The sequence below is a fragment of the Streptomyces sp. NPDC101181 genome, from assembly GCF_044767975.1.
In the GTDB taxonomy this organism is placed as follows: domain Bacteria; phylum Actinomycetota; class Actinomycetes; order Streptomycetales; family Streptomycetaceae; genus Streptomyces.
Genome location: NZ_JBIWOX010000013.1, coordinates 26007 through 40730, shown reverse-complemented (window position 1 = coordinate 40730; position 14724 = coordinate 26007). Strand labels below are relative to the sequence as shown.

Genomic DNA, 14724 nt, shown 5'->3' with positions numbered 1-14724 from the left:
GACGTGCGGGGGCGTCGCCCGCGGTCCGCGCCCCCGGGAGATCGGGAGTCGCGAAACGAGGCGGAAGGTCGGGAGTGAGGAGTGGTCGCTGAGCCATGGGTCCCACCTGCTGACGAGGGAGGTCCGGACGGACCGCCACCAGTGATTCGGAGCGGTGCGGCACGGGGATTGGGCGGGACGACGTCCCGGCGGGGGGACCGGGGCGGTCGTCGGCCGGAGCGGCGCGTTCTCCCACGTCCCGGACTACGCGGCGACGGGCGGGTTTCACCGGGGCCGGTCGGCGTCCTCCCCGTCCGGCACGGCTCCTTCGGCGTCCCTCTGATGGCCCCGGCGGGCGTCCCGGTCGAAGATGCCGAGGATCTCGCACGGTCCCCCCTCGGCGCCGATGGCGTGCGGCATCATCGTGGGGAACTCCGCCGCCTGGTTGGTCTCGATACGCAAGCGCCGGTGGCCGAGCATCAGGACGGCGGTGCCGGAGAGCACGACCAGCCATTCGCGGCCGGGGTGCGCGCGCATACGCGCCGGATTGTCGGGTGGCGGATCGGTCATCCGCTGACGCATCACGGTCATGCCGGGGTCGCCCTTCACGGGCCACCGCATCCGGCCGAGGGCACCGTCGATCATCGGGCTGACGACGACGTCGTCCGCGGCGGTCTCCACGAGCTGGTCCAAGGTGGTGTCCAGGGCGCGGGCGAGGGTCACGAGCTGGTCCAGGGCGAGGCGCCGCTGACCGTTCTCGATGCGGCTCAGCGACGACTGACTGAGGTTGGCCCGGCCCGCCAGCTCCTCCAGGGACCAGCCCTGCGCGACCCGCAGGGCGCGGATGCGTTTGCGTACGAGGCTGTCCAGCTGCTCATCTTCTTGCGTCATACGCAACAGAGTATGCCCTTGGTGCAAGTCGGGGCTAACGTCGCAGCCAGATGGCCCGGCCCAGCGGGCCACGCACGACGAAAGGGCGCGAGATGGCTGCGCAGACTTCTCCCGACGAGAGCGACGCACTGACCGGCACCACCGTGGACGTGGTGGTGATCGGCGGTGGCGCCGCCGGGCTGAACGGCGCGCTGATGCTGGCGCGCTCGCGCCGCTCGGTCGTCGTGATCGACAGCGGCGCGCCGCGCAACGCGCCCGCCGCGGCCATGCACGGCTTCATCGTCCTGGACGGCACCCCGCCCCGGGAGATCCTCCGGCGCGGCCGGGAGCAGGTACGCGCGTACGGTGGCCGCATCGTCTTCGGCGAGGTGGTCTCCGCCGCCCCGGACGCGGTTCAGGCCGGGGGTGACCCGCGGTTCACGGTCGCCCTGGCCGACGGTCGTACGGTGACGGCGCGCCGGGTGCTGGTGGCCACCGGCCTGCGCGACGAACTGCCCGAGGTGCCCGGCCTGGCCCGGCACTGGGGCGGCAGTGTGGTGCACTGCCCGTACTGCCACGGCTGGGAGGTGCGCGACGAGCCGATCGGCGTCCTCGCCACCGGGCCAGCCTCGGTCCACCACGCCTGGCTCTTCCGCCAACTGACCGACGATCTGGTGTACTTCACCCGGGGGTCCGAGCTGGACCGAGAGACCCGCGCCCGCTTCGCCGCCCGCGGCATCCGTGTCGTGGAGGCCGCGGTCAGCGCGGTCGTCGACGACGAGAGCGGCGCGCTGACCGGCGTACGCCTGGACGACGGCACCGTCGTGGAGCGGCGCGTTCTGGCCGTGGCCACCCGGATGGAGGTCCGCACCGAGGGCCTCGACGGACTGAACCTGCCGGTCGAGGAGCTGCCCGACGCCCTGGGCCGCCGCTTCGCGTCCGCCATGGCGGGCGCCACCGAGGTCCCGGGCGTGTGGGTGGCGGGTAACGCCACCGACCCCACCGCGCAGGTCGGCGCCGCGGCGGCGGCCGGAGCCCTGGCCGGTGCCCACATCAACGCCCAGCTGGCCACGGCGGACACCGACGCCGCTCTCGCCGCGGCGCGCGGTACCACCCGCTGAGTCGGCGGGACCACCGCTGACACCCCTGCCCTGACGCAGCACGCGATGGCGTAACCGCACGCCCGCGGCGGTCCGAGCTCCCGGCGGTCCGTCCTCCGGCGAAGCGGGCCCCGGCTGCCCGCGCGGTGGGCGGGTCACCCCCATCCCGGCGACGAACGCCAACACCCACCGATGTGGCGACCGGCCTGTCCCGGCGCTGCTTCCGCATGCCCTTCCCGGAAGGAAGATAAGGACGACATGACCACCGACCCGTCTCCCCCGTCGGCGTCCGCGCCGGTCCCCGGCCCGGACGCACCGGATCCCCGTCAGCTGCGCGCGATCCTGATCACCGTATCGATCGCCCTGATGGCGGTCATCGCCTCGGTGTCCGGACTCAACGTCGCCCAGACGCACATGGCCGTCGAGTGGGGCGCCTCGCAGAGCACCGTCCTGTGGATCATCAACATCTACACGCTCGCGCTGGCCGCGCTACTGCTGCCGCTCGGCGCGATCGGCGACCGGCTGGGCCGCAGGCCCATGCTGGTCGCCGGGCTGACCGTCTTCGCCGCCGCGAGTGTCGCCGCCGCGCTGGCCCCGACGGCGGGCGTGATGATCGGCGCCCGGGTCGCCGCCGGGATCAGCGCCGCGATGATCATGCCGGTCACGCTGGCCGTCATCACGTCCACCTTCCCCGAGGAGCAGCGGAGCAAGGCGATCGGGGTGTGGACCGGGGTCGCCGGTGGCGGCGGCATCCTGGGGATGTTCCTCTCCGCCCTCCTGGTGGACGTCGCCGACTGGCGCTATCTGTTCGTGCTGCCCGTGGCCCTGGCCGTGGTCGCGCTGGCGATGACGCTGGCATCGGTGCCCGACTCCCGTGAACGCTCCGCCCATTCCTTCGACACCGTCGGCGCGCTGCTCTCCGCCATCGCCGTCATCGGTCTCATCTTCGTGCTCCAGGAGGGCCCCGAACGCGGCTGGGCCGACCCCGTCACCCTGACCGGTCTGGCCGTCGGGGCGACCGCGGCCGTCGCCTTCGTCGTCTGGGAGGTGCGCCGCAGGGACGCCTCGCTGCTGGACGTGCGCCTGTTCCGTGAGCGCGGCCTGGCCGGTGGTTCGGTCACGCTGCTGGTCGTCTTCGGTGTGCAGGCCGGGATCGCCGTGGTGCTCTTCCCGTTCTTCCAGGCCGTGCTCGGCTGGTCCGGGCTGCTGTCGACCCTGGCGATGATGCCGATGGCCGTCATGATGATGGCGGCCTCCACTCTGGCCTCCGGGACGGCCGCGAGGATCGGCGCCCGCTCCACCATGACCGCGGGGATCGCTCTCGCCGCTCTCGGTCTGATCCTGATGGCCCTGTTCGTCTCGGTCGACGGGGGCTACCTCTCGATCCTGGCCGGGCTGCTCGCCATGGGCGCCGGGATGGGCCTGTCGATGACCCCCTCCACCGAGGCCATCACCGGTTCGCTCCCCCGCGCCGAGCAGGGTGTCGCCTCCGCGCTGAACGACGTCACCCGCGAGTTCGGCACCGCCCTCGGTGTCGCCCTGCTCGGCGCGCTCCTGGCGAGCGGCTACCGCGGTGCGATGGACGGCAGGCTCGACGGCGTCCCCGGCGAGGCCGCGGCGACGGCCCGTGAGGGCGTAGCCAACGCGATCGAGGTCGCCCCCTCGACCGGCGGCCGGGCCCAGGCGTTGGTCCACGCCGCGCAGCGGTCCTTCGTCGAGGGCTGGCAGCAGGCCATGTGGGCCGGTGCCGCCGTCATGGCCGTTCTGCTCGTGTACGTGGTCCTGCGCGGTCCGGGCAACACCCCGCGCCCGGTGGCCGCGCGCGGCGCGGCGGCGCCGGAGGCCGGGCCCGAGGAACGCGCCGGTGCTCACTGACCGCACGACCGGCTGCCCGCGGGGCGTCACGGCTTCGTGACGCCCCGTCCGGCATCGCCTCGGAGCCGCCCGTGGCTGTCCGCGTGCGGATTGAGCGTCTCCATGCGGAAGGTCTCCTCCTGGTGGACGCCGATGAACGCGGTGCGGCCGAACACTTCCAGCGCGACGAGGCCGTGCGGGCGGCCCCGGGCCCCATGAGCAGCGCCGTCGCGGCCGCGGGCAGCCGGACCAGTCGGGCGGAGGTCGTCATCGCCGCGTTCGCCTGAGGGGTCCACCGGCCCGGCGCCCCCACGGCCGGGCCGCCGGACGGCCGCCGTTGTGGCATTGGGAGCCCGGGGGGATCAGCCTTCGGAGCGTACGAGGTAGTGACGCACCTCGGGCGTTCCCTCCGCCAGGCCCCGCGCCTCTTCGAGGAGCGAGGCGTCACTGCCGGTCCAGCGCTCCTCGTGCTGGCGCTGATGCTCGGCCCAGGAGCCGACCTGGAACTCCTCGACGAACCGGCACCGCTCGGCCGCCTCGCGCTCCTCGGCGAGGCTCCACCTGACCGCGCCGGTGCGACGGCGCGCCCGGCGGACGGGGTCCATCGCCCGGAGGAAGGCGTCGCGGTTCTCCTCCGGGACCGTGTAGACCACGTGGACGAGCACGGGCTGGTCGTCGGGCGCGCCCTCCTCCAGGAGCAGGACCGGGCCGTCCGCGCTCATCGGCACCACGCCGCGGTCGAGCCTGCCGATGGTCGTCGGCATCGGCAGCACCAGGACGGACGCCGCGGCGCCCACCAGCAGCACGGCGGCGAGGACGAGGGTCGCGCGTACACCGAGGAACTCGGAGACCGAGCCCCAGAGGAACGACCCCACGGCCTGCGAGCCCATGAAGACGAGGAGGTAGACCGACAGACCGCGCGCTCTCACCCACGCCGGGAGGATGAGCTGCATCCCCGCGTTCACCGTCGTCAACGACAGGATCCAGCCGAGCCCCGCGACCAGGGACGCGATCGCGGCCCCCCACAGCGGCAGCAGCGCGGCACCCGCCGTACCCGCGGCGAACAGGATCGACGCGACCGCGAGGAGCGCCGAGCCGGACAGCAGCTCACGGGCCTTCGGCATGACCACCACGCCTGCCACCGCGCCCACCCCCAGCAGGGCGAGCAGCAGGCTGTAGCCACCGGCCCCCGCGTTCATGAGTGAGCTGGCCGCGGACGGCAGGAGGGCCCACAGAGCGCTCGCGGGGAAGGTGAAGATCAAGCTGCGCCAGAGGATGCGGCGGACGCTCGGGGCCGACCGCACGTACCGCAGACCCGCGGCGAGTCCGGCGAGTACGCGTTCCTGGGAGCCGCGTCGCTGCGGTGGGCGTTTCCACGCCAGCAGGGCGATCGCGACGGCGAGGAACGACACGGCGTTCAGCGCGAAGACGAACCCCGGCCCTCCCGCCGCGACGATGATCCCGGCGATCGCCGGGCCGACGGCGCGTGCCCCGTTGACGGTGACGGTGGCGAGGGACGCGGCGGCCGGCAGCTCGGAGCGGGCCACCAGCTCCGGCTGGATGGCCTGCCAGGCCGGACCGATGACCGCCGCCGCGCAGCCGAGCAGAAACGTGGCTGCCAGCAGGAGTGCGGGGGTCAGCAGGCCCGTCAGGGTGAGCCAGGTCAGCGTGGCTCCCACCGCGGCGGACGCGATGCTCACCCAGAAGATCAGCCTCTTGCGGTTGAAGAGGTCGGCGGCGACACCGGCGAAGAGCGAGAGGAGCAGGACGGGGAGCGTGGTGGCGGTGTTGATCCACGCGACGAGCGCCGGGCTGTCGGTCTCCTCGACGAGGAACCACTGCGCGCCCACCGTCTGCATCCAGGTGCCGACGTTCGACACGAACTGCGCGATGAAGAGCAGGGTGAAGACGCGGTGCGCGAACGGCGCCCAGGCCCCGGCGGCGGTCCCGGCCCCGGCCTTCTGGTCCTGTTCGCTCATGAGCGCGCCTCCTTGTCGAGCGGCCGGAGATTGACGGCCAGGGCGATCGCCGCGAGGACGACGGCCACGAGGACCACCAGCCGCGTCGCCGACTGGAGCGACGTCACGTGGGTGAGCGCGCCGATGGTGAGGACGGGGACGGCGAGAGCGGCCTGCGCCGCGACGAAGTAGGTCGCGACCGCCTTCGCGTGGTGTTCGTGGGTGACGGCCGTGCCCACACAGCGCAGCCCGCCCGAGAAGGTGAACCCGGCGCCGAACCCGCCGAGCACGGTGCCCGCCGCGAAGAGCGGAACGCTCTCGCTCTCGAATCCGACCAGGACCAGCACCAGCGAGGCGATGAGCACGGGCAGGCCCGCGCGGACGAGCGTGACCGGTCGGCGGCGGCGCCCCAGCAGCTGTGCCACCACGCCGATCTCGAACAGCACGAACGTCGCCAGACCCGCGATCGCGGGGTTGTGGATGTGGAGTGAGTCCGCGATGAACCGTGGGGTCAGGCTGGAGAACAGCCCGAGCAGCGTGAACGTCGGGACCACGGCGAACGCGGCGCGCACGTAGACGCCGAGCGCGCTGCGCGGTACCCCGATGGTGAGGCGTGGACGCCAGTGGCGCGGATCGGCGTCGGCGTTGGTCTCGGGCAGCAGGAGCGCCACGGCGGTGGCCGCCAGGGTCAGTACGAGGAAGACCAGGAAGACCAGTTCGGTGGGCCGGGCCAGATACTCCGCGAACAGCCCGGCCATCAGCGGACCGAGGCCCAGACCGCCCATGTTCACGATGGTCGAGACGACCTGGGGTGTGGCGGGGCTGGGTCCCTGGTAGACCTCGCTGAGTCCCGCCGTGACGGCCGAGGTGATGAGGCCGACGCCGATGCCGCTGGTGAAGCGGGCGGCCAGCAGGACGGCGACCGATCCGCCGGTCAGGAAGAGGACGGCGGAGACGACCGTGATCAGCAGCGCCGAGACGACGAGCGGTCTGCGCCCGATCTGGTCGGAGAGGCCCCCGGCGAGGACGAGTGCCAGCAGTGTGCCGACCACGTAGACCGCGAAGAGCCACGTGGTCGTGTCCACACCGAAACCGATCTCGTCGCCCCACAGCCGGTAGAGCGGGATGGGAAGGGTGCCGCCGGTGGTGAGCAGCCCGAAGCTGAGCGCCATCGCGAGGAAGGAGGCGCGGTGGCCGAGCCGGCCGTCGCTCGTGGAGAAGGTCATGGTCTCTGGTCCGATGTCGTGGGGGTGCGCAGCACGAGGCGTACGGTCAGCGCCGCGAGCACTCCCGCTGTCGCGGCGGCGAGGCCGGTCCAGACGGGGAGAGCGTCGATTCCGGCGAGAGCGTCGAGCGAATAGGCGCCGGGGCCGGTGCAGCCCAGGGCGATCGCCGTGACGACCAGCATCAGGGGGTACTCGATCCCGTCGTGCTGGACCCACAGGCCGTTTCGTGCCTTGACGGTGAGGGCGACGACCATCACCCCGGTCGCGGTCATCGCCGCGACCGGGGTGGCGGCGCCGGACACGAAGAGGACACCCGCGAGAATCTGCCCGCCGCCGCCGGCCAGCGCCGTGAGCGCGCCGCCGCGGAAGCCGTCGCGCCGGAACTCCTCGATCCCGCCCCGCAGCCCCTCGCCCCCCGAACCAGTGGGACACCTTCTGCGTCCCATGGCCGAACAGGAAGAAGCCGAGCGCGAGCCGCAGCACCAGCAGACCGACGTCGATTCCCATGACTGTCTCTCCCGCGTCGTCCGGGCGGCTCAGCCGGCGTGTCCGCCGATGAAGTCGCCCGCGTAGTGCAGACCGAGACCGTAGCTGCCGCCGTGCTCCTTCACGATGTCCGTGACGGGGACGTAGGTCTCGCCCCGGGCCCAGTCACGCTGGAGTTCGAGGAGGACCTGGATCCAGGTCACGGGCACCGCGCCGGCCCGGCCCATGCGGGTCACGGCGTGCTCGTGGGCGGCGGTGGTGGCTCCGCCCGACGCGTCGGTCACCACGTAGACCTCGTAGCCCTGCGAGAGAGCGGAGAGCGCGGGGAGGACGAGACAGACCTCGGTCCACAGCCCGGAGAGAACGATCTTCTTGCGGCCCGTCGCCTTGACGGCGTCGACCACCTTCTGGTCCTCCCACGCGTTCATCGTGGTGCGGTCGATCGGAGCCTGGTCGGGGTGGACCGCCTGCAACGACGGCAGCAGGTTGCCCGCGAAGCTCAGGGCGGCGACCGTGGTCAGCACGGTCGGCACGCCGAACGCCTTGGCCGCCTTGGCCAGTCCGACGGTCGCGTTCATGATCGAACCGCGGTCGTCGCTGCCGACGCCAAAGAACATCTGGGGCTGGTGGTCGACGAAGAGGAAGACGCTGTTGTCCGGGGTGATCAGGTCCTCGCTGGCAGCAGCGGTGACGTTGTCGAGGTTGAACTCGGTCATTGCATACCTTTCTGGTGGTGCCGCCCGACGGCGGACGATCGGCGGACCGGGCGGACGCACGGCGCCCTCCCGGGAGGCCCGGAGGCCGGGGAAGCCGGGTCCGGGAAAGCCGGGGATGCGGCTCGGAGGGAGAGCCCGGCTCAGTGGGTGTGGGTCTCGAACGCGTCGGCGCCGATCACGGGCACCGGTGTGCCGTCGCGAGCCTCGCGCCACCGGCGTTGCAGGTCGGAGTCGGCCGCCGCCTCGCCGATGAGCCGTGCCTGGGCCGCGCCGCCCCGCGACGGGGCCGGCGTGGCGTGGTAGCCGCCGTAGTGGGCGACGGGGCTCCAGCCGGGCGAGAGCGCGGGCAGCGGCTCGTCGAGGCCCTCGTACTCCCCGGCGGCGTAGACGACGCGTCCGTCGACGAGGGTCAGCAGCGACTCGATGTGCGGGATGTCCCCCGCGTCGACGGTGAAGTAGTCGGCGGAGAGGACGGACAGGTCGCCGTAGCGGCCCTCGCGCAGCATCCCCTTGACGTCCTGCTCGCCCGTCAGCCTGGCCCCCGCCATCGTGTACATGTCGAGAGCGGTCTCCCGGTCGACGGTGTTCGCCGCCGACGAGAGCCTGGTGCCGCCGAGCGTGGTGCGGGTGACCAGCCAGTGCAGCGCGACCCACGGGTTGTAGGACGAGACGCGGGTGGCGTCGGTCCCGGCCGCCACCGTGACGCCCCGGTCGAGCAGGCCGCGCACCGGCGGGGCGGCCTCCGCTGCGTGGGTGCCGTAGCGGGACACGAAGTCCTCGCCCTGGAAGGACATCCGGTTCTGCACGGAGACCGATCCGCCCAGTGCCGCGACCCGCTCGATGCTCTCGGGACTCATCGTCTCGGCGTGGTCGAACAGCCAGCGGCTCTCCCCCGGGAACAGGCCATCGGCGGCGAGCTTCTCGAAGACGGCGAGGTCGCGCCGGATCGTCTCGTCGTAGGTCGCGTGCAGGCGGAAGCCCCAGCCGTTCTCCAGGAGCAGACGTACGGCCTTCTCGAACTCGGCCTCGTAGCCCGCGGCCAGTTCGGGGCGCGGCTGCGAGAAGTTCTCGAAGTCCGCCGCCGCCCAGGTGAGGTTCTCCCCCGCGCCGTTGAGGCGCAGGAACGCGTCCCCGTCACCCTGGCCGATCATGCCGGTCCACCGCTTGAGGTCGTCGATCTCCTGGCCCGCCACCTGCGGAAACAGGTGGTAGGCGATACGGACCGTGAGCTCCCCGCGTTCGGCCAGCCGCATGACCGTCCCGTAGTTGTCGGGAAAGTTCTGGAAGCCTCCGGCCGCGTCGATCGCGGAGGTGAGGCCGAAACGGTTCAGCTCGCGCAGGTAGTGCCGGGTGGAGGCGGCGCGCTCGTCCGGGGGGAGCACCGGCGCCTTCGCCAGAGTGGAGTACAGGATCAGGGCGCTGGGGGCGGCGAGCAGCATCCCGGTCGGCTCGCCGTCACGGCCGCGTACGATCTGGCCGCCCGGCGGGTTCGGCGTGTCCCTGGTGAAGCCGGCCGCCCGGACGGCCGCGCGGTTCAGGATCGCCGACTGGTACAGGTTCAGGACGAAGACCGGGGTGTCGGGCGCGGCGGCGTTCAGCTCGCGCACGGTGGGCAGGCGCTTCTCGGCGAACTGTTCCCTGGTGAAGCCGCCGACCACCCGGACCCACTGGTCCTTGGGCGTACGGGCGGCCTGCTCGCGCAGCATGGACAGGCCGGTCCTCAGGGAGGGAACGCCGTCCCAGCGCAGTTCGAGCACGTAGTTCAGGCCGCCGCGGATCACGTGCAGGTGCGAGTCGTTGAGGCCCGGGACGACGCGGCGGCCCCGGGCGTCGACGACCTGGGTGCGGGGGCCGACGTGCTCCAGGATGTCGGCGTCGTGGCCGACGGCGGTGATGACGCCGTCGGTGACCGCGACCGCCGAGGCCGCCGGGCGCGCCGGATCGCCGGTGTACACCTTCGCGTTGCGGACGACGACGTCCGCCGGCGTCTCGACGGAGTCGCGCGGCGTGATCCCGCCGACGGGCATCGTGGCCATCTGTGTCTCTCCTCAGGATGTTCTGGAGCGGCCCGCGAGGGCCGGGCCCGCGGAGCTGATCCCGCCGGCGCCGCATGGCGTGCGCCCGGCCGGCGCTCCCCGCCGGGACACCCGGCCGGTGATCCGTCGCACCGCGATGAGCTGCGCCTTTGCGGGGCGACCAGATGTGTTAAGACGTTAGGAGCGGCTGCGGCCCGGTCACCAGATCGGGTGGTGCCGTTCTCGGCAAGGATCGTGCCAGGAGGTGATCGGGGTGGCCCGAGTCATGAAGAAGGTGGCGCTGCTGGCGCTTCCGCGGGTGATCGCGATGGACTTCAGCATCGCCGCGCACGTGCTGGGAGGGCACCCAGGCTTCGCCCTGCACGTGGCGGGCAGGGCGGGGGACGCGGGTCCGGAGGACGGCGTGAGCATCGTGCCCACCCACGGGCTCGACGCGGTGGATGCCGCCGATGTGGTGGTGGTGCCGGGATTCGGTGACCCGCACGTGCCGCCGCCGGACGCCTATCTGGAGGCGATCGGCCGGGCCGCGCGGCGCGGCGCCACCGTGGTCGGCATCTGCACCGGCACGTTCGCCGTGGCCGCCAGTGGCGCCGCGGACGGCCGCAAGGTGACGGCGCACTGGCGTTACACCGAACAGCTCAGGGAGTTGTACCCGCGCACCACGGTGGTCGAGGACGTGTTGTACGTCGAGGACGGCAACCTGCTGACGTCCGCCGGAGCCGGTGCCGGGATCGATGTGTGCCTGCACCTGATCCGTACGACGTTCGGGGCCGGAGCCGAGCTGGAGGTGGGCCGGGAGCTCATCTCACAGCCGACGCGCCCCGGACAGCAGCCGCAGTACGTGGACGTGCTCAGCCCGCCCCGCGCGGATCTGGCCGAGACCCGGACCTGGGCCATGCAGCGCCTGCAAGAGCCGCTGTCCGTCGACCGGTTGGCCCGGCACGCGGCGATGTCGCGGCGCACCTTCATCCGCCGGTTCGGCGAGGAGACCGGTATGCCGCCCGCGCGGTGGCTGACGCTGCAACGGGTGCTGGTCGCCCGGCGGCTCCTGGAGACCTCCGACTGGTCCGTCGAACGGATCGCGGCGGCTTCCGGCATGGGCACCGCCGCCAACTTCCGGATCAGCTTCCGCCGGGAGACCGGCTCGCTCCCCAGCGACTACCGCCGCAAGCACGGCGTCCCGGCCGACGCGAAGAACTGAGCGCCGCGCCCCGGCGCCCCGCCGCCGCGCCGGTGCCGGGGTCCGGTCGGGCCACGGTCCGTCCGGGGCGCGGCCTCCTCTTCCTGACACGATCCCCTCCTGGCACGATCCTTGCCGAGAACGGCACCGCCCGATCTGGCCGCCCGAACGCACCGGCTCCTAGCGTGGACATACATCCCATTCCTCACGCAAAGGAGCAGGTCATGGCAGCGGAACAGGTCGAGAGCTGGGGCGTCCCGTGGGAGCAGGCGTTCGGTTACGTCCAGGCACTGCGGCGTGGGAACACCATCCATGTGGCCGGTCAGTTCTCCCACGACAGCGAAGGGCTCGTCGCGCCGGCCCCGGTGGACGAGCAGGGCCGGGTCACCGACTTCGGCGCCATGGAAGAGCAGCTGCGCACCACCTACGCGAACACCACCAGGCTGCTGGCCCGGTTCGGGGCGACCCTCGACGACGTGGTCAAGGAGGTCGTCTACGTGCTCGACATGGACAGCGCGTTCGCGGTCGCGGGCTCCGTGCGCAAGGCCGCCTTCGGCACCGAGACACCGCAGGTGGCGTCCACCATCCTGGTGACGCCCCGGCTCGCCCAGCCCGGGCAGCTCGTGGAGATCAGCTTCACGGCCGAGCTGAAGGCGTAGGCGAGGGACCAGTCACTTCCCGCGGGAACAGTGCATCACCCTTCCCGCGGGACCGGGCAGAGGTCACGCTTCACGCGGGAACAGGCACAGGCCGACGGACCGGGCGCACACGGGTGGGCGCCCGGTCCGGGCTATCTCGCGGCACCGGGCACGAGGCTCCGGGCGCGGCGCGGCTCCTCACCCCCGGTACGTCTCCAGCAGCCGCAGCCACACCTCGCTGATCGTCGGGTACGCCGGGACCGCGTGCCACAGACGGGCGATGGGGACCTCGCCCGCGACCGCGATCGTCGCCGAGTGCAGGAGTTCGCCGGTGCCGGGGCCGACGAAGGTGACGCCGAGCAGGATCTCGCGGTCCAGGTCGACCACCATCCGGGCGCGGCCCCGGTAGCCCTCGGCGTAGAGGGAGGAGCCGGCGACGGCGGCGAGGTCGTGGTCGACGGCGCGGACGCGGTGGCCCGCGCGTTCGGCCTCGGCGAGGGTGAGGCCGACGGACGCGGCCTCGGGGTCGGTGAAGACGACCTGGGGGACGGCGGCGTGGTCGGCGGTGGCCGCGTGGGCGCCCCAGGCGGCGGTGTCCAGGGGCGTCCCCTGGACGCGGGCGGCGATGGCGGCCCCCGCGACGCGGGCCTGGTACTTGCCCTGGTGGGTGAGCAGGGCCCGGTGGTTGACGTCCCCGACCGCGTACAGCCAGTCCGTGCCCTCGACGCGGCAGCTGTCGTCCACGGGGAGCCAGGAGCCGGGTTGCAGGCCGACGGTCTCCAGGCCCAGGTCGTCGGTGCGGGGCTTGCGTCCGGTCGCGAAGAGGATCTCGTCGGCCTCGATCCGGCCGCCGTCGTCCAGCTCCACGGTGACCGGCCCGTCGGGGGCGGGCCGGTGGACGGCGGTGACGGAGACACCCGTGCGGATGACCGCCCCGGCCTCGGTCAGCGCCTCGGCGACGAGTTCGCCCGCGAAGGGCTCCATCTTCGGCAGCAGGCCCTCGCCACGGATCAGCAGCGTCACCTCGGAGCCCAGCGCCTGCCAGGCGGTCGCCATCTCCACGCCCACGACTCCCCCGCCGACGATCGCGAGTCGGCCGGGTGCCGCGGCGGCGCTGGTGGCCTCGCGGCTCGTCCACGGACGGGCCTCGTCGACCCCGGGGAGGGCGGGGACGACGGCCCGGGTGCCGGTGCACACGGCGACGGCGTGCCGTGCGGTGAGCCGGTGCTCGGTGCCGTCGGGGGCGGTGACGGTGACCTCGCGGGGGCCGGTGAGCCGTCCCGTACCGCGGTGGACGTCCGCTCCGACGCCCTCCAGCCAGGCGAGCTGGCCGTCGTCCTTCCAGTGGCTTGTCATCCCGTCCCGGGTGGCGAGGACCGCCGGCACGTCGAGCGGTCCCCGCACGGCGGCGCTCAGCCCGGGGACGCGCCGGGCGTCGGCGCGGGCCAGGACGGGGCGCAGCAGGGCCTTGCTCGGCATGCAGGCCCAGTACGAGCACTCGCCGCCGATCAGCTCGGACTCCACCACCGCCACGGTGAGCCCGGCGGCGCGGGCCCGGTCGGCGACGTTCTCGCCGACCGGGCCCGCGCCGATGACCACGAGGTCGTACGTGGTGGAGGAGTGTTCGGAGGTCTTGCCCGCGTCAGTCATGGGAACAGTGTCGTCGCGGGTGTGCGCCCTGGCCACATGGGCAGGCGGAATAGGGCAAACGCAGTCACCGTTGTGCGGGACAGCACCTGACACGACCCGACAGGCCCCCCACGGCCACAGGAAGAGGTATCCCCCGTATGAGCACCGTCGAGCTCACCAAGGAAAACTTCGATCAGGTCGTGAGCGACAACGACTTCGTCCTGATCGACTTCTGGGCTTCCTGGTGCGGCCCCTGCCGCCAGTTCGCCCCGGTCTACGACGCGGCCTCCGAGCGCCACCAGGATCTGGTCTTCGCCAAGGTCGACACGGAGGCGCAGCAGGAGCTGGCCGCGGCGTTCGACATCCAGTCCATCCCGACGCTGATGATCGTCCGGGACAACGTGGCGGTGTTCGCCCAGCCGGGTGCGCTGCCGGAGGCGGCCCTGGAGGACGTCATCGGCCAGGCCCGGAATCTGGACATGGCCGAGGTCCACAAGTCCGTCGAGGAGCAGAAGCGCGCCGCCGAGGCCGGGCAAGGACAGCCGGAGTCGTCGTAACGCACCGGTCCGCGTACGGCGCCGGACCGCCGCTGGGGCCCCGACCCGCACCCGTCGACACCGGACGGAGCGCGGGCGGGGCCCCAGGCGTATCCGGACCCGGGCTCCAGCGGCGTGCGGCCCCGGCCGCGCGGGTCCCGGTGCGGGTTCCGGCTTCCGGGGAGGGCGTTTCCCGGGTTCAGCGCCGCGGGCGGTCGGCCTCGCCGCCGGAGACGCGTACGGACATGCCGTAGTCCAGCTCCTCGCCGTCGATCAGGACCGCCTCCACCGTCCGGGTCGCCGGATCGATGTCCGCCTCCATGCCCTCGCCCGCGTACCGCGGGTAGCCCGACGCCCCGGTCTCGCCGGTGGCGGACACCACCGCGGAACGGACCGGCCGCCCCGGGGCCCCGCTCCGGGTCGTGCCGTGGTCGGGGATCAGGAGCAGCTCGTACCTCTGCGGATGGCTCATGTCCCCGACGCTAGACAGCCGCCGTGCGGCCCGCATGTCGTCGT

General features: G+C 72.9%; 14 protein-coding genes. 6 read left to right on the top strand and 8 right to left on the bottom strand.

The features are described from left to right. Positions 1 to 264: 264 nt before the first annotated feature. Entirely contained in the window at positions 265 to 870 is a 606-nt protein-coding gene (locus ACIRRU_RS19945) for a helix-turn-helix domain-containing protein (RefSeq protein WP_403682206.1), read from the bottom strand. Positions 871 to 962: 92 nt separating this feature from the next. Here ACIRRU_RS19945 and ACIRRU_RS19940 point away from each other — a divergent pair, with 92 nt between their 5' ends. The 3 genes from ACIRRU_RS19940 to ACIRRU_RS19930 all read left to right on the top strand — a co-directional run bounded on the left by ACIRRU_RS19940 (position 963) and on the right by ACIRRU_RS19930 (position 4090). Then, complete coding sequence (locus tag ACIRRU_RS19940) at positions 963 to 1970, top strand: NAD(P)/FAD-dependent oxidoreductase (protein WP_403682203.1); 1008 nt, start codon at positions 963 to 965, stop codon at positions 1968 to 1970. Positions 1971 to 2207: 237 nt separating this feature from the next. Next, complete coding sequence (locus tag ACIRRU_RS19935; RefSeq protein ID WP_403682201.1) at positions 2208 to 3824, top strand: MFS transporter; 1617 nt, start codon at positions 2208 to 2210, stop codon at positions 3822 to 3824. Between the two features lie 122 nt (positions 3825 to 3946). Then, a complete protein-coding gene (locus tag ACIRRU_RS19930) occupies positions 3947 to 4090 on the top strand; it encodes a hypothetical protein (protein WP_403682198.1) in 144 nt (47 codons plus the stop codon). A gap of 75 nt (positions 4091 to 4165) precedes the next feature. On the opposite strand, the gene ACIRRU_RS19925 is transcribed toward ACIRRU_RS19930, so the two are convergent. The 5 genes from ACIRRU_RS19925 to ACIRRU_RS19905 all read right to left on the bottom strand — a co-directional run bounded on the left by ACIRRU_RS19925 (position 4166) and on the right by ACIRRU_RS19905 (position 10225). Further along, the gene (locus ACIRRU_RS19925; RefSeq protein ID WP_403682196.1) at positions 4166 to 5782 is read right to left on the bottom strand and encodes an MFS transporter; all 1617 of its coding nucleotides are present in this window, start codon (positions 5780 to 5782) and stop codon (positions 4166 to 4168) included. Beyond that, positions 5779 to 6987: an MFS transporter gene (locus ACIRRU_RS19920; protein ID WP_403682193.1), complete on the bottom strand. Its 1209-nt coding sequence runs from the start codon at positions 6985 to 6987 to the stop codon at positions 5779 to 5781. Before ACIRRU_RS19920 ends, ACIRRU_RS19925 begins: the two co-directional genes overlap by 4 nt. Then, positions 6984 to 7433 carry a DoxX family protein gene (locus ACIRRU_RS19915; protein WP_403682191.1) on the bottom strand — a complete coding sequence of 150 codons (450 nt, stop codon included), beginning with the start codon at positions 7431 to 7433 and terminating at the stop codon, positions 6984 to 6986. The genes ACIRRU_RS19920 and ACIRRU_RS19915 overlap by 4 nt, the downstream gene beginning before the upstream one ends. A 90-nt stretch (positions 7434 to 7523) precedes the next feature. Further along, entirely contained in the window at positions 7524 to 8189 is a 666-nt protein-coding gene (locus ACIRRU_RS19910) for a hydrolase (RefSeq protein WP_403682189.1), read from the bottom strand. 140 nt (positions 8190 to 8329) lie between these two features. Further along, the gene (locus ACIRRU_RS19905; RefSeq protein WP_403682187.1) at positions 8330 to 10225 is read right to left on the bottom strand and encodes an amidohydrolase; all 1896 of its coding nucleotides are present in this window, start codon (positions 10223 to 10225) and stop codon (positions 8330 to 8332) included. 253 nt (positions 10226 to 10478) lie between these two features. On the opposite strand from ACIRRU_RS19905, the gene ACIRRU_RS19900 reads away from it, so the two are divergent. Both ACIRRU_RS19900 and ACIRRU_RS19895 read left to right on the top strand, forming a co-directional pair. Further along, positions 10479 to 11426 carry a GlxA family transcriptional regulator gene (locus ACIRRU_RS19900; RefSeq protein ID WP_403682186.1) on the top strand — a complete coding sequence of 316 codons (948 nt, stop codon included), beginning with the start codon at positions 10479 to 10481 and terminating at the stop codon, positions 11424 to 11426. Positions 11427 to 11629: 203 nt separating this feature from the next. Further along, positions 11630 to 12064 (top strand): RidA family protein, encoded by a 435-nt coding sequence (locus ACIRRU_RS19895; protein WP_363199890.1) that lies wholly within the window; start codon positions 11630 to 11632, stop codon positions 12062 to 12064. Positions 12065 to 12241: 177 nt separating this feature from the next. Here the strand turns inward: ACIRRU_RS19895 and ACIRRU_RS19890 are convergent, their stop codons facing one another. Next, positions 12242 to 13693 carry a dihydrolipoyl dehydrogenase family protein gene (locus ACIRRU_RS19890; RefSeq protein ID WP_403682182.1) on the bottom strand — a complete coding sequence of 484 codons (1452 nt, stop codon included), beginning with the start codon at positions 13691 to 13693 and terminating at the stop codon, positions 12242 to 12244. 137 nt (positions 13694 to 13830) lie between these two features. Between ACIRRU_RS19890 and trxA the strand changes: the two genes are divergently transcribed. Then, a complete protein-coding gene (gene trxA, locus ACIRRU_RS19885) occupies positions 13831 to 14229 on the top strand; it encodes a thioredoxin (RefSeq protein WP_363199892.1) in 399 nt (132 codons plus the stop codon). 178 nt (positions 14230 to 14407) lie between these two features. On the opposite strand, the gene ACIRRU_RS19880 is transcribed toward trxA, so the two are convergent. Then, positions 14408 to 14680: a hypothetical protein gene (locus ACIRRU_RS19880; RefSeq protein WP_363199893.1), complete on the bottom strand. Its 273-nt coding sequence runs from the start codon at positions 14678 to 14680 to the stop codon at positions 14408 to 14410. Positions 14681 to 14724 lie beyond the last annotated feature (44 nt).

Coding starts and splice junctions, on each gene's coding strand:
- ACIRRU_RS19945 (WP_403682206.1), bottom strand. CDS start 870: ATGACGCAAGAAGATGAGCAGCTGGACAGCCTCGTACGCAAACGCATC.
- ACIRRU_RS19940 (WP_403682203.1), top strand. CDS start 963: ATGGCTGCGCAGACTTCTCCCGACGAGAGCGACGCACTGACCGGCACC.
- ACIRRU_RS19935 (WP_403682201.1), top strand. CDS start 2,208: ATGACCACCGACCCGTCTCCCCCGTCGGCGTCCGCGCCGGTCCCCGGC.
- ACIRRU_RS19925 (WP_403682196.1), bottom strand. CDS start 5,782: ATGAGCGAACAGGACCAGAAGGCCGGGGCCGGGACCGCCGCCGGGGCC.
- ACIRRU_RS19920 (WP_403682193.1), bottom strand. CDS start 6,987: ATGACCTTCTCCACGAGCGACGGCCGGCTCGGCCACCGCGCCTCCTTC.
- ACIRRU_RS19915 (WP_403682191.1), bottom strand. CDS start 7,433: ATGGGACGCAGAAGGTGTCCCACTGGTTCGGGGGGCGAGGGGCTGCGG.
- ACIRRU_RS19910 (WP_403682189.1), bottom strand. CDS start 8,189: ATGACCGAGTTCAACCTCGACAACGTCACCGCTGCTGCCAGCGAGGAC.
- ACIRRU_RS19905 (WP_403682187.1), bottom strand. CDS start 10,225: ATGGCCACGATGCCCGTCGGCGGGATCACGCCGCGCGACTCCGTCGAG.
- ACIRRU_RS19895 (WP_363199890.1), top strand. CDS start 11,630: ATGGCAGCGGAACAGGTCGAGAGCTGGGGCGTCCCGTGGGAGCAGGCG.
- ACIRRU_RS19890 (WP_403682182.1), bottom strand. CDS start 13,693: ATGACTGACGCGGGCAAGACCTCCGAACACTCCTCCACCACGTACGAC.
- trxA (WP_363199892.1), top strand. CDS start 13,831: ATGAGCACCGTCGAGCTCACCAAGGAAAACTTCGATCAGGTCGTGAGC.
- ACIRRU_RS19880 (WP_363199893.1), bottom strand. CDS start 14,680: ATGAGCCATCCGCAGAGGTACGAGCTGCTCCTGATCCCCGACCACGGC.